30 protein-coding genes are annotated in these 25,061 nt (G+C 75.2%); 17 read left to right on the top strand and 13 right to left on the bottom strand.

Annotated features, from left to right (window positions below; all coding sequences use genetic code 11):
- Positions 1–368: DUF1330 domain-containing protein (locus tag WCD74_RS12175; RefSeq protein WP_337695102.1), on the top strand; the 368-nt coding region annotated here is incomplete at its 5' end.
- Between the two features lie 28 nt (positions 369–396).
- On the opposite strand, the gene WCD74_RS12170 is transcribed toward WCD74_RS12175, so the two are convergent.
- Complete coding sequence (locus WCD74_RS12170) at positions 397–780, bottom strand: VOC family protein (protein WP_337695101.1); 384 nt, start codon at positions 778–780, stop codon at positions 397–399.
- 12 nt (positions 781–792) lie between these two features.
- Positions 793–1,059 carry an ArsR/SmtB family transcription factor gene (locus WCD74_RS12165; RefSeq protein WP_337695100.1) on the bottom strand — a complete coding sequence of 89 codons (267 nt, stop codon included), beginning with the start codon at positions 1,057–1,059 and terminating at the stop codon, positions 793–795.
- Between the two features lie 66 nt (positions 1,060–1,125).
- Between WCD74_RS12165 and aac(3) the strand changes: the two genes are divergently transcribed.
- Positions 1,126–1,905, top strand: a complete 780-nt coding sequence (gene aac(3) / locus WCD74_RS12160) for an aminoglycoside 3-N-acetyltransferase (RefSeq protein WP_337695099.1) — start codon at positions 1,126–1,128, stop codon at positions 1,903–1,905.
- On the opposite strand, the gene WCD74_RS12155 is transcribed toward aac(3), so the two are convergent.
- Entirely contained in the window at positions 1,906–3,468 is a 1,563-nt protein-coding gene (locus WCD74_RS12155; protein WP_337695098.1) for a DUF1266 domain-containing protein, read from the bottom strand. It abuts the gene before it with no gap.
- A 72-nt stretch (positions 3,469–3,540) separates the two neighbouring features.
- Between WCD74_RS12155 and WCD74_RS12150 the strand changes: the two genes are divergently transcribed.
- Both WCD74_RS12150 and WCD74_RS12145 read left to right on the top strand, forming a co-directional pair.
- Complete coding sequence (locus WCD74_RS12150) at positions 3,541–4,071, top strand: 2'-5' RNA ligase family protein (RefSeq protein ID WP_337695097.1); 531 nt, start codon at positions 3,541–3,543, stop codon at positions 4,069–4,071.
- A gap of 12 nt (positions 4,072–4,083) precedes the next feature.
- Entirely contained in the window at positions 4,084–4,830 is a 747-nt protein-coding gene (locus tag WCD74_RS12145) for a pentapeptide repeat-containing protein (protein WP_337695096.1), read from the top strand.
- Here the strand turns inward: WCD74_RS12145 and WCD74_RS12140 are convergent.
- A complete protein-coding gene (locus WCD74_RS12140; RefSeq protein ID WP_337695095.1) occupies positions 4,815–5,633 on the bottom strand; it encodes a DUF1707 SHOCT-like domain-containing protein in 819 nt (272 codons plus the stop codon). The genes WCD74_RS12145 and WCD74_RS12140 overlap by 16 nt on opposite strands.
- A gap of 118 nt (positions 5,634–5,751) precedes the next feature.
- Between WCD74_RS12140 and WCD74_RS12135 the strand changes: the two genes are divergently transcribed.
- A complete protein-coding gene (locus WCD74_RS12135) occupies positions 5,752–6,117 on the top strand; it encodes a trypco2 family protein (protein ID WP_337695094.1) in 366 nt (121 codons plus the stop codon).
- A gap of 60 nt (positions 6,118–6,177) precedes the next feature.
- On the opposite strand, the gene WCD74_RS12130 is transcribed toward WCD74_RS12135, so the two are convergent.
- From WCD74_RS12130 to WCD74_RS12110, 5 genes are all read right to left on the bottom strand, one after another.
- Positions 6,178–7,614, bottom strand: a complete 1,437-nt coding sequence (locus WCD74_RS12130) for a hypothetical protein (RefSeq protein WP_337695093.1) — start codon at positions 7,612–7,614, stop codon at positions 6,178–6,180.
- Between the two features lie 33 nt (positions 7,615–7,647).
- Positions 7,648–7,824, bottom strand: coding sequence for a hypothetical protein (locus tag WCD74_RS12125; protein ID WP_337695092.1), 177 nt, complete (start codon positions 7,822–7,824; stop codon positions 7,648–7,650).
- A 10-nt stretch (positions 7,825–7,834) separates the two neighbouring features.
- Positions 7,835–8,659, bottom strand: coding sequence for a hypothetical protein (locus WCD74_RS12120; protein ID WP_337695091.1), 825 nt, complete (start codon positions 8,657–8,659; stop codon positions 7,835–7,837).
- A 162-nt stretch (positions 8,660–8,821) separates the two neighbouring features.
- Positions 8,822–9,259 carry an OsmC family peroxiredoxin gene (locus WCD74_RS12115; protein ID WP_337695090.1) on the bottom strand — a complete coding sequence of 146 codons (438 nt, stop codon included), beginning with the start codon at positions 9,257–9,259 and terminating at the stop codon, positions 8,822–8,824.
- A gap of 101 nt (positions 9,260–9,360) precedes the next feature.
- Positions 9,361–9,642: a GlsB/YeaQ/YmgE family stress response membrane protein gene (locus WCD74_RS12110; protein ID WP_337695089.1), complete on the bottom strand. Its 282-nt coding sequence runs from the start codon at positions 9,640–9,642 to the stop codon at positions 9,361–9,363.
- 288 nt (positions 9,643–9,930) lie between these two features.
- On the opposite strand from WCD74_RS12110, the gene WCD74_RS12105 reads away from it, so the two are divergent.
- Entirely contained in the window at positions 9,931–11,127 is a 1,197-nt protein-coding gene (locus WCD74_RS12105; protein WP_337695088.1) for an acyltransferase family protein, read from the top strand.
- Here WCD74_RS12105 and WCD74_RS12100 read toward each other — a convergent pair.
- The 3 genes from WCD74_RS12100 to WCD74_RS12090 form a co-directional block, all read right to left on the bottom strand.
- Positions 11,088–12,032, bottom strand: a complete 945-nt coding sequence (locus WCD74_RS12100) for a ferredoxin family protein (RefSeq protein WP_337695087.1) — start codon at positions 12,030–12,032, stop codon at positions 11,088–11,090. The two genes, WCD74_RS12105 and WCD74_RS12100, sit on opposite strands and share 40 nt — an antisense overlap.
- Positions 12,029–13,348, bottom strand: a complete 1,320-nt coding sequence (locus tag WCD74_RS12095) for a cupin domain-containing protein (protein ID WP_337695086.1) — start codon at positions 13,346–13,348, stop codon at positions 12,029–12,031. Before WCD74_RS12095 ends, WCD74_RS12100 begins: the two co-directional genes overlap by 4 nt.
- 76 nt (positions 13,349–13,424) lie before the next feature.
- On the bottom strand, positions 13,425–13,856 hold the full coding sequence (locus WCD74_RS12090; protein WP_337695085.1) for a BatC protein: 432 nt from the start codon (positions 13,854–13,856) through the stop codon (positions 13,425–13,427).
- A gap of 158 nt (positions 13,857–14,014) precedes the next feature.
- Between WCD74_RS12090 and WCD74_RS12085 the strand changes: the two genes are divergently transcribed.
- From WCD74_RS12085 to WCD74_RS12035, 11 genes are all read left to right on the top strand, one after another.
- Positions 14,015–14,770 (top strand): phosphoglyceromutase, encoded by a 756-nt coding sequence (locus tag WCD74_RS12085; RefSeq protein WP_337695084.1) that lies wholly within the window; start codon positions 14,015–14,017, stop codon positions 14,768–14,770.
- A 122-nt stretch (positions 14,771–14,892) separates the two neighbouring features.
- Positions 14,893–16,104 (top strand): sensor histidine kinase, encoded by a 1,212-nt coding sequence (locus WCD74_RS12080; RefSeq protein WP_337695083.1) that lies wholly within the window; start codon positions 14,893–14,895, stop codon positions 16,102–16,104.
- Positions 16,105–16,824: a response regulator transcription factor gene (locus WCD74_RS12075; protein WP_337695082.1), complete on the top strand. Its 720-nt coding sequence runs from the start codon at positions 16,105–16,107 to the stop codon at positions 16,822–16,824. It abuts the gene before it with no gap.
- Positions 16,825–16,870: 46 nt separating this feature from the next.
- Complete coding sequence (locus tag WCD74_RS12070; protein WP_337695081.1) at positions 16,871–17,890, top strand: Ppx/GppA family phosphatase; 1,020 nt, start codon at positions 16,871–16,873, stop codon at positions 17,888–17,890.
- Entirely contained in the window at positions 17,887–19,188 is a 1,302-nt protein-coding gene (locus tag WCD74_RS12065; RefSeq protein WP_337695080.1) for an Rv0497 family membrane protein, read from the top strand. The genes WCD74_RS12070 and WCD74_RS12065 overlap by 4 nt, the downstream gene beginning before the upstream one ends.
- Positions 19,189–19,250: 62 nt before the next feature.
- Positions 19,251–20,003: a sugar phosphate isomerase/epimerase family protein gene (locus WCD74_RS12060; RefSeq protein ID WP_337695111.1), complete on the top strand. Its 753-nt coding sequence runs from the start codon at positions 19,251–19,253 to the stop codon at positions 20,001–20,003.
- Between the two features lie 177 nt (positions 20,004–20,180).
- A complete protein-coding gene (proC, locus tag WCD74_RS12055; protein ID WP_337695079.1) occupies positions 20,181–21,020 on the top strand; it encodes a pyrroline-5-carboxylate reductase in 840 nt (279 codons plus the stop codon).
- Positions 21,021–21,245: 225 nt separating this feature from the next.
- Positions 21,246–21,470, top strand: coding sequence for a helix-turn-helix domain-containing protein (locus tag WCD74_RS12050; RefSeq protein WP_286051407.1), 225 nt, complete (start codon positions 21,246–21,248; stop codon positions 21,468–21,470).
- 114 nt (positions 21,471–21,584) lie between these two features.
- Positions 21,585–21,686 carry a 30S ribosomal protein bS22 gene (locus WCD74_RS12045; RefSeq protein WP_010241351.1) on the top strand — a complete coding sequence of 34 codons (102 nt, stop codon included), beginning with the start codon at positions 21,585–21,587 and terminating at the stop codon, positions 21,684–21,686.
- 72 nt (positions 21,687–21,758) lie between these two features.
- The gene (locus WCD74_RS12040; RefSeq protein WP_337695078.1) at positions 21,759–22,871 is read left to right on the top strand and encodes an NAD-dependent epimerase/dehydratase family protein; all 1,113 of its coding nucleotides are present in this window, start codon (positions 21,759–21,761) and stop codon (positions 22,869–22,871) included.
- A gap of 9 nt (positions 22,872–22,880) precedes the next feature.
- Positions 22,881–23,918 (top strand): lysophospholipid acyltransferase family protein, encoded by a 1,038-nt coding sequence (locus WCD74_RS12035; protein WP_337695077.1) that lies wholly within the window; start codon positions 22,881–22,883, stop codon positions 23,916–23,918.
- 91 nt (positions 23,919–24,009) lie between these two features.
- Here the strand turns inward: WCD74_RS12035 and WCD74_RS12030 are convergent, their stop codons facing one another.
- Positions 24,010–24,990, bottom strand: a complete 981-nt coding sequence (locus tag WCD74_RS12030) for an HAD family hydrolase (protein ID WP_337695076.1) — start codon at positions 24,988–24,990, stop codon at positions 24,010–24,012.
- Positions 24,991–25,061: the final 71 nt, after the last annotated feature.

Raw genomic sequence — 25,061 nt, 5'->3', positions numbered from 1 at the left:
TAGAAGCCACGAACGGGTCGTTGGTTCCGCCTCGGGGCGGGCGCCGCAACGGGCTGGACGCCCGCGGCACGCTGGACGACGTGAGCGCCTACTGGATCAACACCTTCCGCGAGATCCGTGACCAGGAGAAGCTGGACACGTACGTCGCCCTGGCCGGGCCGGCGATGCGCGACGGCGGGGGCACCTTCCTGGCGCGCGGCACCCCGGCCGCCGCGTTCGAGCAGGGGACCACGGACCGCACGACGCTGATCGTCTTCGACAGCGTCGAGCAGGCCGTCGCCGCCTACGAGAGCCCGGCCTACCAGGAGGCCCTGGCGGTGCTGGGAGACGGCGCGGTCCGCGACATCCGGATCATCGAGGCGGTGTGAGCTCCGCTCCGGTGAGCAGCGAACCTAGCTAGGAGAACAGCTGGATCAGGTTGCCGCAGGTGTCGTCGACGACCGCGATGGTGACCGGGCCCGCCGGTGACGGCGCCTGCACCACCGTCACCCCCGCGCCCGCCAACCGCTCCACCTCCGCGGCGACGTCGTCGACGCCGAACGCGGTCGCCGGGATGCCGTCCTCGACGAGCGCGGCCTTGAACGGCTTGACCGCCGGGTGCTCGTCGGGCTCGAGGAGGAGCTGGGTGCCGTCGGGGTCGCCGGGCGCGGTGAGCGTCAGCCAGCGGTGCGGGCCCATCGGGATGTCGTGCTTGAGCTCGAAGCCGAGCACGTCGCGGTAGAAGTGCAGCGCGCGGTCCTGGTCGTCGACGAACACGCTGCAGTAGGACACCTTCGGCACGGCGGGGACTCCTCACGGGATGGGCCAGCGGCGCGGGATCTCGCGCAGCGGGCGGGTGTCGAGGTCGTGGAACTTGTAGCGACCCTCGCGCCGGACGTGCACCAGCCCGGCCTCCTCGAGCACGTCGAGGTGCTGGGAGACGGCCTGGCGGGTCGGCGTGAGGCCGCGTTCGAGCAGGGCGTTGCGCAGCGCGAACAACGTCTGGCCGTCGGCCGCCGCGAGCGCATCCAGGAGCGCGCGCCGCGTGGGGTCGGCGAGCGCCCGGTAGATGTCGCCCACGCCGGAGGAGCATAGGCAAGTCGTTACTTGCCTGTCCAGGATGTCCGACCCACCTACGGTGGCAGCGTGCTCACGCGCGCCGACCTGACCGGGGACCTGCGGACCCTCGGACTGCGTCCTGGCGACGCGGTCATGGTGCACACCGCGTTCCGCCGGATCGGCCCCGTCCTCGGCGGCCCGGACGCGCTCGTCGGCGCCCTGCTCGACGCCGTCTCCCCGGGCGGGACCGTGCTCGCCTACACCGACTGGCAGGCGCCGTGCGACGGCGAGCCCGTGCCGGCGGAACTCCGCGACCACGTCCTCGGCTTCGACGCCGCGACCTCCCGCGCCATCCGCGACCACGGCGTCGTCCCCGAGTTCCTCCGCACGACGCCGGGGGCGCTGCGCAGCGCATCGCCTGGCGCGTCGGTCGCGGCCCTCGGCGCCGACGCCGCGTGGTTCACCGCGGACCACCCGCTGGACTACGGCTACGGGCCGGGCTCACCGCTGGCGAAGCTCGTCGCGCGGGGCGGGAAGGTGGCGATGGTCGGCGCGCCGTGGGACACGATGACGCTGCTCCACCACGCGGAGCACCTCGCCGACCTCCCGGGCAAGCGTGTCGCGCGTTCCGAGGTCCCGTTCGCGACGGCGGGTGGGGTCGTCTGGCGGTGGGTCGAGGAGTTCGACACCGCCGACCCGGTCGTCGAGGAGTTCGACGAGGACTACTTCGCGGCGGTCGTCGACGCCTTCGTGACGGCGGGCGGCGGCACGCGCGGCACGGTCGGCCGGGCCGACACGCTCGTCGTCGACGCGGCCGGGATGTGCGCGTTCGCGGTGGCGTGGATGGAGCAGCGGGCCGGCCGCTGATCAGGACCCGGCGTCGTCGAGGGCCGCGACCGGCCGCGCCGGGTGGAAGGGCACCGTGCGCCAGGGGCTCGCGGGGTCGCTCGTCAGCACGGTGAACGGGCGCACCGAGTCGGCGAGGTCGAGCGTCGACCAGTCGAGGTGGTCCACCTGGTCGGCGCTCCACAGCGCCCGCCCGAGCACGTAGGAGGCGCCGAACTCCGTCCACGAGTCGAAGTACCGGCGCGCGAGGGTGCCGAACCGCTCGACCTGCCACCGGGCCGTCGTCTCGTCGCACCAGTCCGCGTCGAGCCCCCAGCGGGCGAGCATCGCGCCGCGGCCGAGGTCCCAGGCGAGCAGCGTGTGCACCTGCTCCCAGCGGGCCAGGACGTCGTGCTCCCGCAGGTACTCCTCGTAGGCCTCGATCCGACGGAGCTCGTCCAGGACCCGGTCGGTGGTCTCGCGGCCGTTGCGCTCGACGTTGACGTCGGCCTCGACCACCTCGCGCACGGCGTCGGCCGGGACGAAGGCGCCGTCCCCGAGCTGCCGGCGCAGGTGCAGCACGGTGTCGGGCCCCGACGACCAGGGTTCGGCGAGTGCGTCCAGGGCCGCCTGCCAGTCGCGCGCGCCGTGGAAGCCCCACGCATCACGGAGGCTGCGGCGGGTGGCGAGCCGGTCCAGGCCGCGGGGTCCGAGGCGGTTCCACGGCGTCCCGGTCATCACCGCGTGGTGCGCCGCGCAGGCCAGGCCGTGGGTGAGCGGCCCCTCGTCGGTCACGGGTACGAGGGCGCGCAGCCGGTGGGTCGCTGCGTCGACGGGGCGCGGGGTGCGGCGCGTCGCCCAGCGGCGGACGTCGGCGACGTCGACGGTGGTCTGCTGGGGCCGTCCCTCGTCGACGACGAGGCTGATCGGGGCGTCGACCTCGGCGTACCAGGCGACGTCGGTGCACAGGAGCGCCTCCTCCGCGGCGGGCGTCGGGACGCATCCCTCCGTCCAGACGTCGAGGTACAGCCGTCCGCCGTGGCTGCGCCCGAGCGCCGGCGTGGCGTGACCCGGCCCGGCCAGTGCCCGGTCGATGTCCTCCACCCGCACCCGCCAGGCCAGCGGCTCCATCGCCAGCGCGGTGCAGATCGCGTCGGGGTCGCCGCTGTCGCGGGCGGCCCGCAGCGCCGCGGCCTGCGGTGTGGGCGGCACCCAGCCGGCGGGCTCCCCGGGCGGGACGGGCACGGGCGCCGGGGGCGACGCGGCGGAGCGCGCGGACCCGTCCACGGGCGCCGTCCGCGCCCGCCGGTGCTCCTGCCAGGCGATCACGGCATAGACCACGGCGGCGACCGCGGCGACGACGACCACGCTCAGCACCCGCCGGGGGATGCGCTCGGCCACGGCCCCCGTCGCTCCGTCGACCAGCAGGGCCAGTCCGAGCTCGGCGATCGCGAGGCACAGGACCAGCCCGGCGATCCCGCCCCGGGCGAGCGTCCGGGCGCGCAGGCCGACCGCCCCTCCGCGAGCCCGGAACGCCTGCCAGGCCCGGCCCGCCCCGACCACGCCCACCACCAGCAGGACGAGCCCCACCACCACGCGTTCCACGCCGTCATCGGAGCACGGCGCGGCGCGCCGTGGTGGCCGTTCCGGAGAACTCGTCGCGGCACGATGGACGCCGTGGAGACACCGACCGAGAGCGCCGTCCTCGCGCTGGTCCCGCAGGCCGAGCCCGTCGTCGGGCCGGAGCGCCGGGACCTGGACCCGACGACGACGGCGGGCGTGCCCGCGCACGTCACCGTCCTCTGGCCCTTCCTGCCGCCCGCGGACATCGACGACGCGGTGGTGGCGCGCCTGCGGCACGCGGTCGCCGGCGCGGGGGCGATCGACTGCACGTTCCCGACGACGGGGTGGTTCGGGGAGGACTACCTGTGGCTCGCGCCGCGACCCTCGGCGCCGTTCGCGGACCTCACCGCGTGCGTCTGGGAGGCGTTCCCGCAGTGCCCGCCCTACGGCGGGGAGCACGAACCGCACCCGCACCTGACGGTCGGGTACACCTCGGCGTCGTCGCCCGGGGCTCTGCGGGCCGCCGAGGCGCGCATCGCGCCGCAGCTCCCGTTCGCCGCACGCGTCGAGGTGCTGCACCTGCTGGTCGGCTCGCGGGAGCCGGACTCCTGGCGGGTGGTGGCGGAGCTGCCGCTCGGCCCGTGATGCAGTGGTGCGGTGGAGCTCGAGGCGGACTGCGGCCGGTGCAGCGGACTGTGCTGCGTCGCCCCGGCGTTCGCGCGGTCGGCGGACTTCGCGATCTCCAAGCCCGCGCGCACGCCGTGCCCCAACCTCGCGGTGCCGGCGCCGGGTGAGCCGGCGCCGTGCACGATCCACGCGACGCTGCCCGAGCGCGGCTTCCCCGGCTGCGTCACCTTCGACTGCTTCGGCGCCGGTCAGCGCGTCACCGCGTGGGCGGACTGGCGGGAGGCGCCCGACGAGGCGTTCGCGGCCTTCGACGTGCTGCGGGCCCTGCACGAGGTGCTCTGGTACCTCGCCGAGCCGGTGCCGGTGCTGGCCGACGAACGGTCGGCGCTCTCCGGGCGGGTGGCGGCGCTGGGCCCGGAGGCGGACGTGGGCGCGGTGCGGGCCGAGGCCGGCGAGCTGCTCGGCCGGGTGAGCGACGAGGTGCTCGGCCCGGACGCGCGCTCGATGGCGCGCGCGGACCTCGTCGGGAAGGACCTGCGCGCTCGGCGGATGCGCGACGTGTCGCTGCGCGGGGCCCTGCTGATGGGTGCGGACCTGCGCGGGGTCGACCTCGGGCGGGCCGACCTGCTCGGCACGGACCTGCGGGGTGCCGACCTGCGCGGCGCCGCGCTGGACGACGTCCTCTTCCTGACGAACCCGCAGGTCACCTCGGCCCGCGGGGACGCCGCGACGAGGCTGCCGGCGCGGGTGCACCGGCCGGCTCACTGGGGCTCGTAGGGCCACACCCCGACCACCGTGCCGTCCGGTCGGGCGGCCACGCGCCCGCTCTCGTGGAACTCGTTCGACGCGTGGATCGAGGCGACCGGCCCCTCGCCGTCCCCCTCGTCCTCCAGGACGAGGTAGCGGGTGTCGGCGTCGCGGACCCCGACGCTGCGGTCGACCCCCGCGAGCAGCGCGAGCAGCGGCCGCGGGTCGATCGCCGCCAGGTCCACGGCCGGGTGGTCCGGGTCGTGGCTGCTCGCCCCGGTCGATGCGCCCAGCCCGCCGCGGTAGGAGTGGCTCCGGGAGCGCGCGGGCTCGCCGTCGACCGGGAGCTCGAGGACGGCGTACCGGGGGTAGAGCACCACCCGGTAGGCCAGCGCGGAACCCTGCGCGCTCCGCAGATCGGCGACGAGCCGCTGCCACCCCGCCTCGGAGTGCAGGTCGACCGGCCCGACGACGCGGGACGGGGTGTCGTCGGAGGAGGAGGCCGGCGCCGCCCGGACGGCCCGCCGGTCCGACTGCGAGGTGATGCCGATCAGGACGGCGGCCAGGCTCATCGCGACGACGACGACGAGGGCGACGACACCGCCGGAGCGCCTCCGTCGGGCCGGGGGACCGGGGGTCGGTGTCGGAGCGGGACGTGGCCGGTGCTGGAGGTCCGCGACGAGGCGCTGCAGGTCGCCGAGGGTGCGGGCCCGCACCGCGGCGGCGGTGCGTTCCCGGTGCTCCACGCCGTCGATCTGGCCCTCGGCGTAGGCCGCGTCGAGGAGGTCGCAGGTGGTGATCCGGTCGGTGTCGCGGGCGCGGCGTGTGGTCATGGGGCGGACGCTAGGAGCCCGCCGGCCTCCGCGGACCGGGTCGCGGCGAGGACGAGTAGCGGTCCCGCGAACCGGAGTAGCCGCCGGTCGGCTACACCCCGCCGCTAGCGTGCGCGACATGGCGGACGACGAGGAGCCGGGCCTCGGGCTCGACACGGTGCTGAAGGCCCTGCGGCACGACCTGCTGGAGGCCCAGCAGGACGGCGGCCCGACGACGGGTCTGGCGGTGCAGTCCGTGCAGATCGAGCTGTCGGTGGAGGTCAGCCGGAAGATCGGGGCGAACGGCGAGGTGGGGGCGAAGTGGTTCGTGCTCTCCGCGTCGGCGTCCGGGGAGGGCAGCCGGGAGCGGACGAGCACGAACCGGATCACGCTGACGCTCGGGCCGCTGTCGGCGGGCAGCGACTCGACGCCGGCGACGACGGAGCGGGCGATCGCGGGGGCCGACGTATCGTCGGGCGTGATCTCGGGGGCCGGGCCGACCTGACGTTGCGGCGTTCGTGACGTCCAGTGTCAGCATGGCCGCACTGCTGACACCGGGCAGCGGCTACGCGCGGCGCCCCGTCACGTAGTGGCCCGGCGCGGCGATCCGGACCTCCCGGCGCTGCCCGTGGTCCGGCCCCACGCGGTGGGCCAGCCGTCCGCCGTGCAGCGCGATGAGCCCGGAGAGCAGCGGCTCGTGGTGGGTGGAGGCGGTGGAGTCGAGGATCGCCTCGCCGACGACGTCCGGTTCGCCCCGGGCCCGCGCCGCGCGGTCGACCGCCTCGACGACCCACACGTACTCCGGCATGAGCGTCAGCCGGTAGAGGCGCGCGAGGTCGGGGTCGAGGCCGCGGGCGTCGAGGCCCTCGAGCCACTCGTCGGACCGGGTCACGTAGGTGCGCCACGTGAGGTCGGCGGTGGCGATCGGCTCGTCGGGATCGGCCTGGTCGACGTAGGCCCGGAACCAGTGCTCGCCCGCCGCCTCGGCCCGCTCGGCGGTGACGTAGACCTGCGGCAGCAGGGGCAGCAGCGCCGCCTGCCACGGACGGTGGGCCTCGTCGGGCTCGTCGAAGGGGTCGGCGACCTCCAGGTACGGGCCCCGGGCGTCGTCGTGCCGCCAGAGCCGGACGCCGGCCCCGGAGGTCGGCGACACCCGCCGGTACCCGACCACGACCCACGCGTGCGCCCGCGAGATGACCACCGGCGGCGCCTGGGAGTTGACGTAGCGGCAGAGGATCCCGCCGAGGGTCAGCATGTCGGCCTCGGCGTCCTCGGCCCGCGTCGCCGGGAGGTGCACGAGACCGGGGGAGAGCCCGAGCCGCGTCGCGCCCGACATCATCTGCTGCACCGACAGCCCCTCGCTGGGCACCTGCCGCCCGACGATCACCCCGCCCAGGGCCGCGTCGTGGACCTCGGCGGAGAGCCGGCGCGGCACGCCGTGGGCCAGGTGGGCGTGGCGCAGCACCATCCACAGCGTCGCGTGCGCACACCGCAGGTACTCCGCGTCCTGCGACAGGAACGGCATCCCGCGCACCGTCAGCGCGGTGCCGAACAGCGACACCCGCTCGGTCGCCTCGCAGCGCACGCCGCCGTCGAGTCCCGGCGGCGGCGTGATCATGGTCGCGCCGACCGGCGTCGCGGGCAGCGGCCGCAGCGTCGTGTAGCCCCGGTACGACGACGGGTCGAGCGTGGTCAGGTCAGCCGGGTCGACGTCGTCGGTGAACAGGTGCCAGCGGTGGGTCACCGACGGGTGGCGGCGGAACAGGCGGCCGTGGAAGGCGGCGTGCTCGCTGCGCCAGTCCGCGTCGAGGTGGCGCTGTTCGACCACCAGCGACCGCACGCCGTGCTCGCGGGCCAGCTCGACGACGCGCTCGAGCGGCGGGCACGAGGCACCGCCGGCATAGAACGCGACCAGCTGCTCCCACGCGCCGTCGACCGTGACGTCGTACACCGCGGCCGCCGCGTCGTCCGGCGACCAGGACAGGAACGGCCACTCGGTCACGGCCGGAGACTTACCACGACGGCCCGACGGTGATCAGCGCAGCCGGATGCCGTCGCTCTCGTACTCGGCGCGCAGCTCCGCGTCGCGCACCCGCTGCAGGGCCGCGACGAACGCCCGCTCGCTCTCCGGGCGGTGCAGCCCGAGGCGCTCGGCGAGGTCCCCGGCGGGCTCGCCGGGTTCGACGACCGCGCGCCTTCCCGTCGACACCATGGGGTCCAGGCTACGCCGGAATCCGCTCCGGCAGGGGGTTCTCGACGGCGGGGGCCGGCTCGGCGCTCCGGTATGCGAGGGTCACGCAGGCGAGCGCCGCGACCGCGAGCACGACGGGGGCCACCGCGTAGAAGGCCGTCGGGACCTCGTCGCCGAGCAGCGGCCCGAGCAGCGACGGGGGCACCACCTCGGAGACCACGACGACCGCCGTCACCGTGGTGACCGCGCCCGTCCGCAGCGCCACCGTCCACCACAGGCATCCGAGGGCACCGGTCAGGGCGGCGGCGATCGCGGGGACGGACGTCAGGGCCGACAGCGGGTGCGTGAGGTCGACGAGCTTGACCGCGGTGGAGCACGCGGCGAACCCGAGCCCGGAGCACACCGCCACCAGCCAGGCCCGCCGGGCGACCGCCCCGGCCAGACCCACGAGCCCGACCACGCCCGCCGTCACGATCAGCCCGACCTCCAGCGCGGCGGTGTCGGTCGCGGTCCCCGACTGCCCGGACACCGTCGCGAGCACGACCAGCGAGCCCGACAGTGCGGCGATCGCGAGCACCCCGCCCCCACCCAGGCGCGTGCCGAACCACCAGCGCGCGGCCAGGGCGGTCACGGCGAGGCTCCCGCTCACGGCGCACTGCGCCGCCGCCATCGACACCGTCTGCAGCGCCATCGCGTGCGCCAGCGCGCCGAGCCCCTCCGCCACGGTGCCCGCGACGAAGGCCGGGTGGCGCAGCTGCGCCGACCACGGGGTGCCGGGCACGGCGAGGGCGGCGGCCTGCGCGACCGACCCGATGCCGAACAGCACCGCCGCCGCCACGACCCACGCGCTCCCCATGGTGCTCAGGGTCGCCCGCGTCGCTGTGCGCCGGCTGTGTGCGGCCTCGCCACCGTGTGAGCGGGCACGCGGACTGTGTCGCCCCCCTGAAACCACGAACGGGCCGTCCGTCACGAAAGAAGGTGACGAACGGCCCGCTCGTACACTTCCGGGCGTCGGGGCTCAGCCCTCGAGCGCGGCGTCCAGCGTGATCGTGGTGCCGGCGAGGGCCTTCGAGACCGGGCAGGTCTCCTCGGCGGTCTTCGCCAGCTCCTTGAACTTCGCCTCGTCCACGCCGTCCACGGAGGCGCGGAGGGTGATCGCGATCCCGCTGATCTCGAAGCCGCCGCCCTTGGCCGGCGACAGCGTGACCTCGGCGCTGACGTCGATCGACCGCGCGGTCAGGTTCTCGCTGCCGAGGACGCCGGAGAGGTTCATCGCCAGGCACGACGAGTGCGCCGCGGCGATGAGCTCCTCGGGGCTGGTCTGCCCGTTCGGGCTCTCCGCGCGGGTCGGGAACGAGACGTCGAACTGCCCGGCGTTGGACGAGTCCAGCGTGACGCTGCCCGTGCCGTCCTGCAGGCCGCCCTCCCAGTGGGTCGTGGCGTCGCGGCTCGGCATCGTTGCCTCCAGGGTGTCGTGGGGTGACCGTTCAGTGGTGCGCAACCGAACGGCCTCGCCGGCGATTCCGGGATCGCCGGCGAACCCTCCGGACGGAGGGGTCAGCGACGGGCGGCCTTGCGACCGGTGACGCGGTTGTAGATGACCAGCAGGATGATCGCGACGATCACCGATCCGATCCAGCCGGACGGGTTGGACAGCGTGATCTGGTGCGGCGAGAACAGCAGCGACCCGATGAGTCCGCCGACCACCGACCCGGCGATGCCGAGCAGGATCGTGCGGAGGATGCCGATGTTGTCCTTCCCGGGCACGAGCGCACGGGCGATGAAGCCGACGACCAGACCGAAGACGATCCAGACGATGATCGTCCACAACGTAGACATGATGAGGGCCTTCCGGGCGAGCTGACGGTGCAGTCCCTACCTCGCCCCGCGCCCGGTGTCGTCAAACCTCCCGTCCGCGGTTTCCCCCGGTCTTTGCCTCGTGCTCACCATCCCGCCGCCGGCGCCGCGCCCGAACGGCCGACGGTGGGTCGGTCCGACACGCCGGGCGGTACCTCCGAGCAGCCCGTCGACGCCACCCGACCGGCGGAAGCGCCGGACGACCCGTCGGGCGCCGGGCGCCACGCCTCGTGAGATGGCGGTCGCCGTGCGTTGCTAGCGTCGCCGCCGGTGACCGACATCGTCTCGCGACCGGCCTCTGCGGAGCCGCGCACCCCGCACGGGGTCCCGGGCTCGCGGACGACGACCCCGGGCGGCTCGTCGCGGCGGGTCAGCTGGGACGTCCTGCGGTGCGGGTTCGTCCTGCTGGTGATGATCTACCACTCGACGTTCATCGGCCCGCTCGTCTACCACGACATCCTGCCGAAGAACTACACGTTCCCCCACCAGGTCGGCGCCAGCCTGCTGCTGGTCCTCTCCGCCTACTTCGTCGCGGCCACGGTGCGCCGCGGCGGCGCCCGGCGCGGGGCGACCGCGCGCTGGTGGTGGGGGAAGCTGGCGCGCCTGCTGCCGGCGTTCTTCGTCGCGACCGTCAACGCCTGGCTCTTCCTGCGCTACCTCGCGCCCGACGGCTGGTACCTCCCGGGCAAGAAGGACCTCCTCGCCAACCTCGCCATGGCGTGGCACTGGGACGCGCGGTGGGGCTTCGTCGACGGGTCGTACTGGACGATCCCGTTGCAGCTGATGGCGTTCTGCCTGGCGGCGGTGATGTGGAAGGGGCCGCTCGGGCGCGGCGTGGCGCTGCGCGCGGTGATCTGGGTGGCGCTGCTCCTGCCCGCGGTCCAGTGGTGGTTCCGCGCGACGCACGAGACCGGCCCGGCGTACGGCTACGTGGTCGACGGGCTCGGCCTGTTCCGCTGGCACCTGTTCGTCGCGGGTGTCGCGGTGTGGATGTACTCGACCGGCCGGCTGCGCCTGCCGCACTTCCTGGCGATCGAGGTCCTCGCGGTCGGCCAGCACGCCCTGCAGACCTCCACCCTCGACCCCACCGCGGGCTGGAGCACCGACTGGATCGCGGTCGTGCTGATCGGCCTCGGGGTCGCGGCGATGACCCTCGCCGCCGTCGGCCCGGACTGGGGCACCTGGCTGCCGGCCCGCGCCAACCGGCTGATCACCTGGCTCGCCGGCATCTCGTACGGCGTCTTCCTCACCCACCAGACCGTGGGCTACGTCGTCATGCGCCGCGCCCAGCAGCTCGGGGTCGGCCCGACGCTGCAGACCGGGCTGATGATCCTCACCGGCGTCGCGGCCGGCTGGCTCCTGACGAAGGCCGTCGAGCGGCCGGCGCACCGGCGGCTCATGGCCTGGTGGGACGCCGGGCCCGGTCGCTACGGGCGCGTCGGGGCCCCGAGCTCGACCAACTCGTAGGTCCGCATCGACGCCGTCCGCCCGGCACTGCAGGTCAGCGGCGTCGCCGACGGGATCCACCGCTCGCGCACGGTCACGTCCAGCGGACCGTCCGGGCCGGTCAACTGCACGGTCACGACGGCGGGGTCGGTCGGGTCGGGCGTGACGGCGAGTGGCGCGAGCGCGTCGACGCGGTGCTCGGCGAGCGCGAGCCGGGCGTGGTGCTGGGCGCCCTGCACGGCCGGCGCGAGCCCGGCCCGACCCCGGACGAGCCGGGGGTCGACGTGGCCCGCCTCGTAGCGCTCGGCGACGGCGAGCGCCTCGGTGGCGGGCACCCGGCCGAGCACCAGGCCGTGCGGCAGCAGCACGACGTTCGCGGCGAACCGGTCGCCGCCGGTGTGGGTGGTCTCCCAGGTCCGGTCGGCGTAGCCGGCGGCGAGCACGGCCGCGACGGGGCGCCCGCGGACCGCGCAGCACGCGTCGTGCCGACCGTGCGCGCAGACGAGGTAGACCGGCTCGTCGGAGACCTCGGTGGAGGCCTCGAGGTCGGCGAGGGCGGCGGGCAGCGCCTCCGGGGAGTCGACCCGGCCCCAGCGGACGGACTCGTGCCCGATCCGCGAGTCGACGACGGCGAAGCGTCCCCCGGCCTCGGTCGGCTGGCCGCGCGCCGCCGTCTTCCGGATCAGCTGGAAGCGGGCCTCGTGCGCCCCGCAGAACGCGTCGATCGCCTCGACGACGTCCGCGGAGAACCCGGCGCCGCCCAGCGCCTGGAAGCCCCACGGCCCGGGGTGCTCGACGAGCAGCCAGCGCCGCGCGGGCGGGGCGGAGGCGAACAGCGGGTCGTCACGTTCCCGCGCGGCCGCCGAGCAGCGGAAGGTCGCCGGGTCGTCGGCCGGGTCCGGCCGGGTCAGGGAATCCGCCGTCACCGTTCCGTCGTACCTCCTGTGGTGGTGCGGGCGCCAGCGGCCCGGGGCGAGCGCAGCGACGGGGAATCCACCGACTCCGGGGTCACCAGCACGCCCTCGGTGAGCAGCCGGCGGGCGACGACGGTCGCGTCGCCGGCCTCGTCCTCGGCGACGTCGCCGAGCCGGACGGGAGCGCCCGCGAGCAGCGTCGCGAGCGGGGTCGCGGCCGCCGTCGGGAACTCCAGCGTGCGGTCGGGCAGCTCCAGGCGGAGCCGGCCCCCGTCGTCGGGAAGGAGCCGGTGGTGCAGCCCCAGCCGGGTCTGCAGCACCGTGTCGGCGTCGAGCGCGTGCACCGCCGCGGCCTGGCGCAGCGGCAGCACCGACTCCGGGCGGTTACCGCTCCAGACCCGGCCGCGCAGGCGCCGGGCGGCGTGCGCGGGGTCCGCGGGCAGGGAGAAGTGCTCCGCGGCGCGGCGCGCGACGAGCTCCACGACCGGGGCGAGCGCCTCCGGGTCGGACACGTCCAGGCCGAGCGGGAGCGAGGCGCGCAGCTCCGGGTCGTCGGCGAGCCCGGCGAGCAGGGTCTCCAGGACCGCGTGGCGGGTCAGCACGTGGATCCCGACGGTCAGGTGGACCGACGTCTCGCCCTGGGCGGTGGCCGAGTGCAGGAAGCCGCGCGGCAGGTAGAGGGCGGCGCCCGGCTGCAGGACCTCGTCGAGCAGCGGCTCCTGCGCGGCGCGGTCGCGCACCGCGGCGGCGTGGTCGTTCCAGGGCTGGGTGCGCAGCGGGTCCGTGTGCACCGGGGCGTGCACGTGCCAGCGCTTGGTGCCCGCGATCTGCAGCACGAAGACGTCGTGGACGTCGTAGTGCGCGGAGAACCCGGTCGAGGACGGCGGGGTGACGTAGGCGTTGACCTGCACCGGGTGGCCGAGGTCGGCGTTCAGCCCGGTGGCGAGGCGCGCGACCGGCTCCCACGTGCGGTGCAGGCCCTGCAGCACCACGGTGTGGCCGTCGGCGAACAGTGCGGCGACCCGGTCGTCGCGGAGCTGGTCGGCGACCTCCGCACCGACCCCGCCGTCGCCGGTGAAGTGCTTCGAGTCGACGACCGTGCCCTGCTTCGCGATCCGCAGGAACGGCGTCCGCAGGCCGCGGTGGGCCAGCAGCTCGTCCACCGCGTCGAGGGAGAACAGGTCCGCGAACCCGGGCGCGGTGGCGGCCTCGTCGTGCTTGGCGAGGTCGTCGGCGCGCGAGAGGACGGCCTGGCGGCCCCAGGCGTCGTCGGCGAAGGCGTCGAGGTCGCCCGTGACGCAGCGGCGCAGGAACGGTCGGTCGGTCATGGGCCCTCCATATGCCTGACGGCAGGTGAGCACTAAGTGGGGCCATAGCCCCACTTAGTGCTCACCTGCGAAGCACCTACGCGCCGCCGTCCGCGCCACCGTCGGAGCCGCCACCGCGGGCGCCGCCGTCGGCCGGGCCGTGTCCGGCACCGCCATCGGCACCGCCGTCAGCGCCACCGTCGGCGCCGCCGTCGGAGCCGCCGCCACGGGCGCCGCCGTCGGCCGGGCCGTGACCCGCGCCGCCGTCCGCGCCGCCGTCAGCGCCACCGTCGGAGCCGCCACCGCGGGCGCCGCCGTCGGCCGGGCCGTGGCCCGCGCCGCCGTCAGCGCCGCCGTCAGCGCCGCCGTCGGAGCCGCCACCGCGGGCGCCGCCGTCGGCCGGGCCGTGGCCCGCGCCGCCGTCAGCGCCGCCGTCGGCACCGCCGTCGGCGCCGCCACCGCTGGCGCCGCCGTCGGCCGGCCCGTGGCCGGGGTTCGACCCGGAGGTGGTGATGTCGTCGTCGTTCATCAACGAACTCCTTCTCGATCTGGTGTTGGGTCGTGCAGCCGCGGCGTCCGGCGGGCCGACGTGGTGTGCCCGCGAGCGCGCGTGCCGCCCGGTCGCGTCCGGCTACCCTCGGCCGATCCGTCCTACGCCCGCAGGCGGAGCCCGTAGGGTGCTGCGCCATGACTGTGGGCACGCTGGTGCTGCTGCGGCACGGACAGAGCGAGTGGAACGAGAAGAACCTCTTCACCGGCTGGGTCGACGTCCCGCTCTCCGACACCGGGGAGCAGGAGGCGCGCCGCGGCGGCGAGCTGCTCGCCGAGGCCGGGCTGCTGCCGGACGTGCTGCACACCTCGCTGCTGCGCCGCGCGATCGCCACGGCCAACCTCGCGCTCGACGTCTGCGACCGGCACTGGATCCCGGTCCGGCGCGACTGGCGGCTCAACGAGCGGCACTACGGCGCGCTCCAGGGCAAGGACAAGAAGCAGACCCTCGAGGAGTACGGCGAGGAGCAGTTCCAGATCTGGCGCCGCTCCTACGACACGCCGCCCCCGCCCATCGACCCGGACGACGAGTACGCCCAGACCGGTGACCCCCGCTACGCCGACCTCGGCGACGCGATGCCGCGCACCGAGTGCCTCGCCGACGTCCTGGCGCGCCTGCTGCCGTACTGGACCGAGGCCGTCGTCCCGGACCTGACGGCGGGCCGCACCGTCCTGGTGGCCGCGCACGGCAACTCGCTGCGCGCCGTCGTGAAGCACCTCGACGGGGTCGACGACGCGACGATCGCGGGACTCAACATCCCGACCGGCATCCCGTTGCGCTACGACCTCGAGGCCGCGGGCGACGACCTGCGCCCGACCAACCCCGGCGGCACCTACCTCGACCCGGACGCGGCGAAGGACGCGATCGCGGCGGTGGCGAACCAGGGCCGCTGAGGACGGGATCCGTGAACACCACCTGAACGCGCTGCCAACAGTCACCTGTCCGGGGGTTGGACGGGTCACCAACGGAGCTCCGACGGGGGTGGAAATCCCGGTGACGGCCCTACCATCGCGGCGTGGCCGTCCCGGCGTACGTGACCGTGCTGGCCGTCGTCGTCGCGGCGGTCCTCGGCGTCGTCGTCGGCGCCGCCGGTCTCCGGTGGAGGACCCGGACCCAGACCCAGACGGCGGTCGCGGCCGGTCCGACCGTCGCGGAGCTGCTCGCGCGCATCGTCCGCCGCTCGCACACCGGGCTCGCCGTCATCAACCGGTTCGGCGACGTCGTGCTCTCGAACGACCGCGCGGAGGTCCTCGGCGCGATCGTCGACGCCCGTCCCGACGGCCGCGTCGCGGCGGCCGCGGCCCGGGTCGCCGAGCAGGGCGGCACCGCCGAGATCGACCTCTCCCCGCCGGTGTCCGCCCGCCGCGCCCCGCAGTCGGTGATCGCTCGCCTCGGCCCCCTCGGGGACGGCTTCGTCGTGGTGGAGGCCTCGGACACGTCGGCCGCGGTGCGCCTGGAGGCCGTGCGGCGCGACTTCGTCGCGAACGTCGGCCACGAGCTCAAGACGCCGGTCGGCGCCATGGCGGTGCTCGCCGAGGCCGCGCTGGACGCGGACGACCCGGACGAGGTCACCCGGTTCACCACGAAGATCCTCCACGAGTCGCGTCGGCTCGGGTCGCTGGTCACCGAGCTGATCGAGCTGTCCCGGCTGCAGGGCGCGGAGGCGCTGCCCGAGCTGGAGCCGGTCGGGCTCGACGACGTGGTCCGCGAGGCCGTCGCCCGGGTGCGCGTCACGGCCGAGACCGCGGGCACCGACCTCACCCTGGACCTCCCCACCGGCCTGGAGGCCGCCGGGAGCTCCACGCTGCTGGTAACCGCCCTGGCGAACCTGCTCGAGAACGCGATCGCCTACTCCCAGCCGGGGTCGACCGTGTCCGTCCGGCGCCGCAAGGTCGACGACCGGGTCGAGATCTCGGTCACCGACCGCGGCATCGGGATCGCGCCCGAGCACCAGGAGCGGGTGTTCGAACGCTTCTTCCGCGTCGACCCGGCGCGGTCGCGGGCCACCGGGGGCACCGGGCTCGGCCTGGCGATCGTCAAGCACGTCGCGGCCAACCACGGCGGCGAGGTGCGGCTGTGGAGCGAGCCGGGGGTGGGCTCCACCTTCACGTTGCGCCTGCCCACGCCGGACGCGGCCGGGCGCGGCCCGGCACCCGCCGTCCGGAACGACCAGGCGCACCACCGGAACGGAACCTCCGTCCTGGAACCGACGAGCAGAGGTGAGTAGATGACCAGGGTGCTGATCGTGGAGGACGAGGAGTCCTTCGCCGACCCGCTGGCCTACCTGCTGCGCAAGGAGGGCTTCGAGGCGAGCGTCGCGGAGACCGGCGCGGCGGCCCTCGAGGACTTCGAGCGCCACGGCGCGGACATCGTGCTGCTGGACCTGATGCTGCCCGGCATGAGCGGCACGGACGTCTGCAAGGCGTTGCGGGCGCGCTCGTCGGTCCCGGTGATCATGGTGACCGCGCGCGACGCGGAGATCGACAAGGTCGTCGGGCTCGAGCTCGGCGCGGACGACTACGTCACCAAGCCCTACTCCGCCCGCGAGCTGATCGCGCGGGTGCGGGCCGTGCTGCGGCGCGGCCAGGAGAACGACGCCGCGGCCGAGGCGAGCGGCGGCTCCGCGTCCGACCGGCAGGTCCTGGAGGCCGGGCCGGTCCGCATGGACGTCGGGCGGCACGTGGTGACGGTGGACTTGGCCGGCGACGCGGTGGAGGTCGCGCTGCCGCTCAAGGAGTTCGACCTGCTCGAGTACCTGATGCGCAACGTGGGCCGGGTGCTGACCCGGGCGCAGCTCATCGACCGGGTCTGGGGCGCGGACTACGTGGGTGACACCAAGACCCTCGACGTCCACATCAAGCGGCTGCGGGCGAAGCTCGAGCCGGAGCCGTCGCAGCCGCGCCACCTGCTGACGGTGCGCGGGCTCGGGTACAAGCTGGACGCCTGAGTGACCTCCGTTCGGGTGACCCGGCCCACCGTCTAGGCTGGTCGTCGTGCGTCTCGGGGTTCTCGACGTGGGGTCGAACACGGTTCACCTCCTCGTGGTCGACGCGCACCGGGGGGCGCACCCGACACCGCAGTCCTCCACCAAGACCGCGCTGCGGCTCGCGGAGCACGTGACCGGCGGACAGCTCTCGCGCAAGGGCGCGGACGCCCTCGTCGCCGCCGTCGCGGAGGCGCGCCGCGAGGCCAGGGCCCTCGGCTGTGACGACCTGCTGGCCTTCGCGACGTCGGCGGTGCGCGACGCCGACAACTCCGACGACGTCCTCGCGCGGGTGCGCGACGAGACCGGGGTCGACCTCCAGGTCCTCACCGGTCCCGACGAAGCCGCGCTCACCTTCCTCGCCGTGCGGCGCTGGTTCGGCTGGTCCGCGGGGCGGCTGCTCTCCCTCGACATCGGCGGCGGGTCCCTGGAGATGGCCGTCGGTCGCGACGAGCGGCCCGACGTCGCGCTCTCGCTGCCCCTGGGCGCGGGCCGGGTGACCCGGGACTGGTTCGCGGCGGACCCGCCGGACCGCAAGGAGACCCGGGCGCTCGCCGAGTACGTCCACGACACCGTCGCCCCGGCCGCGGCGGCGCTGCTCGACGGCGGCCCGCCGGACCGGGCGGTCGTCACCTCCAAGACCTTCCGGTCGCTCGCGCGCCTGACCGGCGCCGCGCCGCGGTCGGCCGGGCCCCGGGCGCACCGCCGGCTCACGGCGGCGGGCCTGCGTCAGGTGGTGGCGTTCATCAGCCGCATGGAGTCCGCCGACCTGGCCGAGCTCGAGGGGGTCAGTGCCTCGCGCGCGCACCAGCTCGTCGCCGGCGCGATCGTCGCCCGCGGCGCCATGGACGCGCTCGGCCTCGAGGAGGTCGAGGTGTGCCCGTGGGCTCTGCGTGAGGGCGTGATCCTCGGCCGGCTGGACCAGGTGCCGCTCGCGGACGGTCCCTTCGCCGCTGACGGGACGTACACCACCGGTCGTCCTGCTGCGACTGGACGACCGGCCCCGGCCACGGCACGGTGGAACGGATGACGACCGACGGTCCCCCGCCCCGGGGAACTCAGCGCAGCGTGGCGGAGCTGCTCGCCGCCTACGGCGCCGAGTCGCGCTCGGCGTCGCCGCCGCCCGCCCCCGAGCCCGAGCCGCGCGACCCCTACGGCGACGCCGGGTACGGCGCGGACCGCGGCTCCTACGGCTCGTCCTACGACCCGCCCGGCTACGGGTCCTCGTCGTACGACCAGGGCTACGGCTCGTCGGACCACGGCTCGTCCTACGACTCCCCGGGCTACGGGACGTCGTCCTACGACCAGGGCTACGGCTCCCCGGCGGGTTACGGCGAGTCGGGGTACTCCTCGTCCGGGTACGGCTCCTCGTCCAGCTACGGCTCCGCGTACGACGACGGGTACGGCTCCCGCTACGACTCCTACGAGTCCTACGACCGGTACGACTCCTACGGCGGGTACGACCAGGGCCGCGGCTCGTCCCCCTCCGGCGGCTACGGGTCGACGGGGTCGGTGGGCTCCCCGAGCTCCCCGGGCTCCCCGGGTTACGGCGGGTCCGCGTACGGCTCGTCGTCGTACGCGCCCGAGCCCCAGCCGCCGGACCCCTACGGCTACGGCGGCGGCCCGTCCGCCTACGGGTACGCCGCGCCCGCGCCCACCGGCTACGGCCAGCCGGTGCCGCGCCAGTCGGGCCCGCCGCCGGGGTCCGGTCCCCAACCGGCGAGCGCGCCGCCCCAGGCGTGGGCGCCGTCCGCCCCGACCACCGTCACCCCGGCCGCCCGGCCCTCTCCGCCCGAGGCGCCGACGACGGCCCAGCCGGCGGCCCCGACGCAGGCCCAGCCGAGCGTCGCGCCGACCCGGGCGACCCCGGCGCCCACCACCGCCTCCCCGCGGCCGGCCGACGCCGACGGTGGCCCACCCACGGCCGCGTCGCCCGCCGCCCGTCCCGACGCCACCCGCGCGGACGCCCCCGCCGGCCTCGGCCGCGACCTGGACGACCGTGACCTCGACGACCGCGACGACGACGACTACGACGACGACTACGACGACGAGCCCGCCGAGCGGCCGTCCGCCCGCGAGTGGGCGATCATCGCCGGCCAGCTCGTGATCGGGGCCGTCCTCGGGGCGCTGCTGTGGATCGGGTTCTCCTACCTCTGGCAGTCGCAGCCGGTCATCGCCCTGGTGCTCGCCGCCGCCGCGACCGGCGGGCTCGTGTTCGGCGTGCGCGCCATGCGCCGGTCGGACGACCTGCAGACGATGGCCCTCGCGATCGTCGTCGGCCTGGTCGTCACGGTCTCGCCGGCCGCGTTCGTCCTGCTCGCTCGTTGACCGGGGCCGCGCCCGCCGGGATCCCGGTCGCCCTCTCGACGGCCTCGGTGTACCCCGAGCCCATGTCGGCCGCCTTCGATGCGGCCGCCGAGCTCGGCTACGACGGCGTCGAGCTGATGGTGTGGAACGAGCCGGAGTCCCGCCAGCTGCGCACGGTGGCGCGGCATGCCGAGCGCACCGGGATGCCGGTCCTCGCCGTGCACGCGCCGTGCCTCGCGATCACCCAGCGGGTGTGGGGCGCCGACCCGGCCGAGCGCCTGCGCCGCAGCGTCGTGCTGGCGGCGGGGCTCGGGGCACCCGTCGTCGTGCTGCACCCGCCCTTCCGGTGGCAGCGCCGCTATGCGGCCGGGCTCGCCCGCCAGGTCGACGAGCTTGAGCGGGCCCACGGCGTGCTGGTGGCGATGGAGAACATGTTCCCGCTGCGCCGCGGCCGCGTGCGGGTGTCCAGCTACACCCCCGGCCACGACCCGACGATCCCGGGCGCCCGGAACTACACCCTCGACCTCTCCCACACCGCCGTCGCCGGCGACGACGCGTTCGCGCTCCTCGAGCGCATGGGCGACCGGCTCGTGCACCTGCACCTCGCGGACGGGACGGGCGAGACGCACGACGAGCACCTCGTCCCGGGCCGCGGGACCCAGCCGTGCGCCGACGTGCTGCGCAGGCTCGCGCTCACCGGCTTCGCCGGCACGGTGGTCGTCGAGATCTCGACCCGCCGCGCCCGGTCCCGCAACGAGCGCCTCGACGCCCTCGCCGAGTCGCTCCTGTTCGCCCGCCTGCACCTGAGCTCGCGGATGCCCCGGTCGCGGGCCTGAGCGCGTTCGTCAGCGATGGTCCATTGCTGACGTCAGGTGTGCGAACGGCGCCACTCGCGCACCGTGCGGGCCCGGTGACGGATGTGCGAGTGGCGCCGTCCTGACGTCAGGTGTCAGCAATGGACCATTGCTGCCCGGCGCCGGCCCGGGACCCGCCGTCGGGAAGACTGCGTCGTCATGACGACGGAGACGCAGCGCAGCGGAGCTCGACCCTCCGGCGCGGTCGCGGTGCTCGGTGGCGGACGGATCGGGGAGGCCCTGCTGGGCGGGCTGGTCGCGGCCGGGTACGACGCCGGGTCGCTGCTGGTCGTCGAGCGCGACGCGGACCGGGCCGCGGACGTGGCCGAGCGGCTCGGCGTCACCGTGACCGACGCCGCGGACGCGGCCGCCCGCGCGGACGTGCTCGTCGTCGCGGTGAAGCCGCAGGACGTCCGGGGGGTGCTCGAGGCCGTCCCCGCCGGCCGCGACCGGATCATCGTCTCGCTCGCGGCGGGGATCCCGACGCACGCGCTGGAGGCATGGCTGCCTGCGGGCACGCCCGTCGTCCGCGTCATGCCGAACACGCCGATGCTCGTCGGCCGGGCGATGTGCGTGCTCTCCGCGGGCTCGCACGCCGACGACGCCGCGATGGACACCGCGGAGGGCCTGCTGCGCAGCGTGGGCCGGACGGTGCGGGTGCCGGAGTCGCAGCAGGACGCCGCGACCGCGCTGTCCGGCTCGGGGCCCGCCTACCTCTTCCTGGTGGCCGAGGCGATGATCGAGGCGGGCGTCGCGCTCGGGCTGCCGCGGCCGACGGCGACCGAGCTCGTGACGGCGACCGTGGACGGCGCGGGCGGGCTGCTGTCCGAGCCCGGCAACCACCCGGGGTTGCTGCGCGAGGCCGTCACCTCGCCGGGCGGGACGACCGCGCAGGCGCTGCGGGTGCTGGAGGCGCACGGGCTGCGCGCCGCGTTCGCGGACGCCGTCGAGGCCTGCCGCGACCGCTCCGCGGCGCTCGGGGCGACCTACGGCGGCTGACCTGCACCTTCCGTTCGGCCGAGCGGGCGACCGTTCGTCGCGGGGCGACCGTGCGCCCGGCGTGCGGCGTGTGCGCTTGACGCAGCGGGACCCACGGCCACCGCACCATCACGTCGAGCGATTCATCCGTCACATGCGTCTCGCTACTCTCCGATCAGCACGTGCGTGTCGAACCGCCGGAGGGGAAGACCGGCGGCACGACGGGTGCTCGGAAGGCGGTCAACCATGCCGCAGAACGCCGCCGCAGGGCGGAGGGACGAGGGCGACCTGTCGCGGGTGCAGTTCCTGACCGTGGCCGAGGTCGCCGCCACCATGCGGGTGTCGAAGATGACGGTGTACCGGCTGGTGCACAACGGAGAGCTGCCGGCGGTCCGCGTCGGCCGCAGCTTCCGCGTGCCGGAGGAAGCCGTCCACGAGTACCTCCGGGGCTCGTACATCGACGCCGGCTAGGACCTCGGGGCCCGGGCGGTGCATCGTCGCCGTCCGGGTCACCGGTACGGTGGAGTCTTGCGCTCCGGGGCCGGTCCCCGGGTCCTCCACCGGTAGTAGCGAAAGGGAACCCGTATGGGCTCGGTCATCAAGAAGCGTCGCAAGCGGATGTCGAAGAAGAAGCACCGTAAGCTGCTTCGCAAGACCCGCGTGCAGCGTCGCAAGCTCGGCAAGTGACCGGCCCCGGCCGGGGCTGAGCGTCGTCGGGCCGTCACGCCAGCGAGACCGCCAGCCCCGTCCGGGAGTGTCATGCCGCCGTCCGTCGTCCTCGTCACGGGTGTGAGCCGCCAGCTCGGCGGCGACCTCGCGGCCCGACTGGCGGCCGACCCCACGATCGACCGTGTGCTCGGCGTCGACACGACGCCTCCGAGCCGCGACACGCGTCGGCGCATGGGTCGCGCGGAGTTCGTCCGGGTGGACATCCGCAACCCGCTGATCGGCAAGGTCATCAGCACGGCGAAGGTCGACACCGTCGTGCACGCCTCCCTCTCCGGGCACCCCTCGGCCTCCGGCGGGCGCTCGATGATGATGGAGATGAACGTCATCGGGACGATGCAGCTCCTGGCGGCGTGCCAGAAGTCGGACACCGTCGGGCGGCTCGTCGTGCGCTCGACGTCGAGCGTGTACGGCGCGAGCCCGCGCGACCCGGCGACGTTCACCGAGGCCACGGAACCCAAGGCCCTCCCGCCGGGCGGCTACGCCAAGGACGCGGTCGAGATCGAGGGCTACGTCCGCAGCTTCTCGCGTCGCCGACCCGACATCCCGGTGACCACCCTGCGGTTTGTGAACTTCATCGGCCCCCGCGCCGACACCGCCTTCGCGCACTACTTCTCCCTGCCCGTGGTGCCGACCGTGCTGGGCTTCGACGCCCGGGTGCAGCTGCTCCACCACGAGGACGCGGTCGCGGTCCTGGAGCGCGCCACCACGCAGGACCTGCCCGGGGTCTTCAACGTCGCCGCGGACGGGGTGCTGATGCTGTCGCAGGCGATCCGGCGGGCCGGCCGGATCGCGCTGCCGATCCCCGAGCCGCTCGTGCCGTGGGTCGGGCGGGTCACCCGCCGCGCGCGGCTGGTCGACTTCTCGCCGGAGCAGATGCGCCTGCTGAACTACGGGCGGGTCGTGGACACCACCAAGCTGCGCACCGAGTTCGGCTTCGAGCCGCGGTGGACGACCGTGCAGGCGTTCGACGACTTCGTGGCCGGCCGCGCGTTGCGCCCCGTCGTCGACACCGACCGCTACGTCGGCCTCGGGGAGGCGCTGACGCGACGTGCGCTGCGGGCCCTGCCGGGCCGTGGCGACGGGGGCCCGGCGCAGCTGGAGGCCCCGCAGGACCAGACGCCCGCCCTCGCACCGGTGCGCTAGGGACCGATCATGAGCAGGAGGAACGACTCGATGGGCGAGGCCGACGTGATCCCGCTGCACGGTCCGGGCGGGCGTCCCCGCCCGCGGCCGACCCCGCGGCGGCGCAGCCTCACGCCGCCGCCCGCGCAGACCCCGTCCGCCCCGGAGGTCGAGGTGCCGGAGCCGTCGGCGACCCTGCCGGCGCCGAGCGGACCCAGCGGACCCACGGAGCTGGAGCGCTCCGTGGGGGAGGTCGCGGACTTCCTGCGCCGTCGCCTCGCCGGCCGCTACAGCGTCGACGAGTTCGGCTTCGACCCCGACCTCAACGAGAACGTCATCCTCCCCGTGCTGCGCCCGCTCTACGAGCGCTGGTTCCGGGTCGAGACGATCGGCGTGGAGAACGTCCCCGCGGAGGGCGGCGCCCTGCTCGTCGCGAACCACTCCGGGACGCTGCCGCTGGACGCGCTGATGACCGTCGTCGCCACCCACGACGACCTCCCGACCCCCCGCAACCTGCGGATGCTCGCCGCCGACCTCGTGTTCGGGATGCCGGGCGCCGGGGCGATCGCGCGGAAGGCCGGGCACACGCTGGCCTGCAACCCCGACGCCGAGGCGCTGCTGGCCGACGGCGAGCTGGTGGGTGTCTGGCCGGAGGGCTTCAAGGGGATCGGCAAGGCGTACGCCGACCGGTACAAGCTGCAGCGCTTCGGGCGCGGGGGCTTCGTCTCGGCAGCCCTGCGTACCGGGGTGCCGATCATCCCGTGCTCGATCGTGGGCGCCGAGGAGATCTACCCGAAGATCGGCGACCTCGGGCCGATCGCCCGCCTGCTCGGCGTGCCGTACTTCCCGATCACGCCGACCTGGCCGCTGCTCGGGCCGCTGGGCCTCGTCCCGCTGCCGTCGAAGTGGTACATCGAGTTCGGCGAGCCGATCCGCACCGACGAGTTCGAGGCCGGTGCGGCCGACGACCCGATGCTGGTCTTCAACCTCACCGACCAGGTGCGCGAGAACATCCAGCAGACCCTCTACCGGCTGCTCTCCGGTCGCCGGAACGCGTTCCTGGGCTAGTCCCGCCGCCTCCGGTGCCGCGAGTGCGACATGGCGCAGGTTCCGGGGCCGCCGGAGCTGCCAGGTGTCGCACTCGGCGAGGCGCAGCCACCTAGCCCCGGCGGCGGTACGCGGCGCCGGCGGCCACGGCCCCCGCGACCGCGCCGGCGCCGAGCACGGACGGCACGCCGATGCGGGCCACCTTGCGCCCGGAGCGGAAGTCCCGGATCTCCCAGCCGCGCTTGCGGGCGAGGCCGCGCAGCTCGGCGTCGGGGTTGACGGCCACGGCGGTCCCGACGACGGACAGCATCGGCGCGTCGTTGATGGAGTCCGAGTACGCCGAGCAGCGCCGCAGGTCGAGACCCTCCCGGGTGGCCAGGGCGCGCACGGCGTGGGCCTTCGCCGGTCCGTGGAGCAGTTCGCCGACGAGCCGGCCGGTGTAGACGCCCTCCTCGTGCTCGGCGACCGTGCCGAGCGCGCCGGTGAGGCCCAGCCGGCGGGCGATGATCGCGGCGAGCTCGAGCGGGGTGGCGGTGACGAGCCAGACCCGCTGGCCCGCGTCCAGGTGCATCTGGGCCAGGGCGCGGGTGCCCTCCCAGATGCGGTCGCTCATCAGCTCGTCGTAGATCTCCTCGCCGAGCTCGACCAGCTCGGAGACCTCGCGGCCGGCGACGAAGGACAGTGCGGCCTCGCGGTGCTGGCGGATGTCCTCCGGGGTGCCCTCCCCGCCGAGCCGGAACTTCACCTGCTGCCACACGAAGCCCCGCAGGGCGGCGGCCGGGAAGAAGTTGCGGGCCGCGAGTCCGCGCGCGAAGTGGAAGATCGACGCGCCCATCATCATGGTGTTGTCGACGTCGAAGAACGCGGCGGCCGTGAGGTCCGGCGGGACGCTGGGCGTCACGGGGCCCTCGGTGTCGGCCGCGGCGGCCGCGGCGATCCCGGCGTCGCGGGCCGCCCCGCCGTCGTCCAGCGCGGCCGTCAGCCCGAGCTCGGGCACGTCCGCGGCCTCGGGTTCGGAGTCCGAGGACGCCGAGGGGCCGGAGGCTCCCGGTGCCGCCTCCCGGCGGTCCCGCCGTCGTCCCACCGCCCGCATCCCTCCCGCTCGCGCACCGCGTCGTCCCCCGCCAACCCTAGTGGTAGCCCGCGGGGGCGCGGGGCGCGTGC

The organism is Actinomycetospora aurantiaca (assembly GCF_037401875.1).
Classification (GTDB): domain Bacteria; phylum Actinomycetota; class Actinomycetes; order Mycobacteriales; family Pseudonocardiaceae; genus Actinomycetospora; species Actinomycetospora aurantiaca.
Note: the sequence above shows the minus strand (reverse complement) of the source record. Positions and strands in the feature narration are given on the sequence as shown.

Coding starts and splice junctions, on each gene's coding strand:
- WCD74_RS12135 (WP_337695094.1), top strand. CDS start 5,752: ATGGCGGACGACGAGGAGCCGGGCCTCGGGCTCGACACGGTGCTGAAG.
- WCD74_RS12125 (WP_337695092.1), bottom strand. CDS start 7,824: ATGGTGTCGACGGGAAGGCGCGCGGTCGTCGAACCCGGCGAGCCCGCC.
- WCD74_RS12090 (WP_337695085.1), bottom strand. CDS start 13,856: ATGAACGACGACGACATCACCACCTCCGGGTCGAACCCCGGCCACGGG.
- WCD74_RS12045 (WP_010241351.1), top strand. CDS start 21,585: ATGGGCTCGGTCATCAAGAAGCGTCGCAAGCGGATGTCGAAGAAGAAG.
- WCD74_RS12140 (WP_337695095.1), bottom strand. CDS start 5,633: ATGACCACACGCCGCGCCCGCGACACCGACCGGATCACCACCTGCGAC.
- WCD74_RS12065 (WP_337695080.1), top strand. CDS start 17,887: ATGACGACCGACGGTCCCCCGCCCCGGGGAACTCAGCGCAGCGTGGCG.
- WCD74_RS12030 (WP_337695076.1), bottom strand. CDS start 24,990: ATGCGGGCGGTGGGACGACGGCGGGACCGCCGGGAGGCGGCACCGGGA.
- WCD74_RS12115 (WP_337695090.1), bottom strand. CDS start 9,259: ATGCCGAGCCGCGACGCCACGACCCACTGGGAGGGCGGCCTGCAGGAC.
- WCD74_RS12060 (WP_337695111.1), top strand. CDS start 19,251: ATGTCGGCCGCCTTCGATGCGGCCGCCGAGCTCGGCTACGACGGCGTC.
- WCD74_RS12050 (WP_286051407.1), top strand. CDS start 21,246: ATGCCGCAGAACGCCGCCGCAGGGCGGAGGGACGAGGGCGACCTGTCG.
- WCD74_RS12110 (WP_337695089.1), bottom strand. CDS start 9,642: ATGTCTACGTTGTGGACGATCATCGTCTGGATCGTCTTCGGTCTGGTC.
- WCD74_RS12035 (WP_337695077.1), top strand. CDS start 22,881: ATGAGCAGGAGGAACGACTCGATGGGCGAGGCCGACGTGATCCCGCTG.
- WCD74_RS12095 (WP_337695086.1), bottom strand. CDS start 13,348: ATGACCGACCGACCGTTCCTGCGCCGCTGCGTCACGGGCGACCTCGAC.
- WCD74_RS12085 (WP_337695084.1), top strand. CDS start 14,015: ATGACTGTGGGCACGCTGGTGCTGCTGCGGCACGGACAGAGCGAGTGG.
- proC (WP_337695079.1), top strand. CDS start 20,181: ATGACGACGGAGACGCAGCGCAGCGGAGCTCGACCCTCCGGCGCGGTC.
- WCD74_RS12040 (WP_337695078.1), top strand. CDS start 21,759: ATGCCGCCGTCCGTCGTCCTCGTCACGGGTGTGAGCCGCCAGCTCGGC.
- WCD74_RS12075 (WP_337695082.1), top strand. CDS start 16,105: ATGACCAGGGTGCTGATCGTGGAGGACGAGGAGTCCTTCGCCGACCCG.
- WCD74_RS12120 (WP_337695091.1), bottom strand. CDS start 8,659: ATGGGGAGCGCGTGGGTCGTGGCGGCGGCGGTGCTGTTCGGCATCGGG.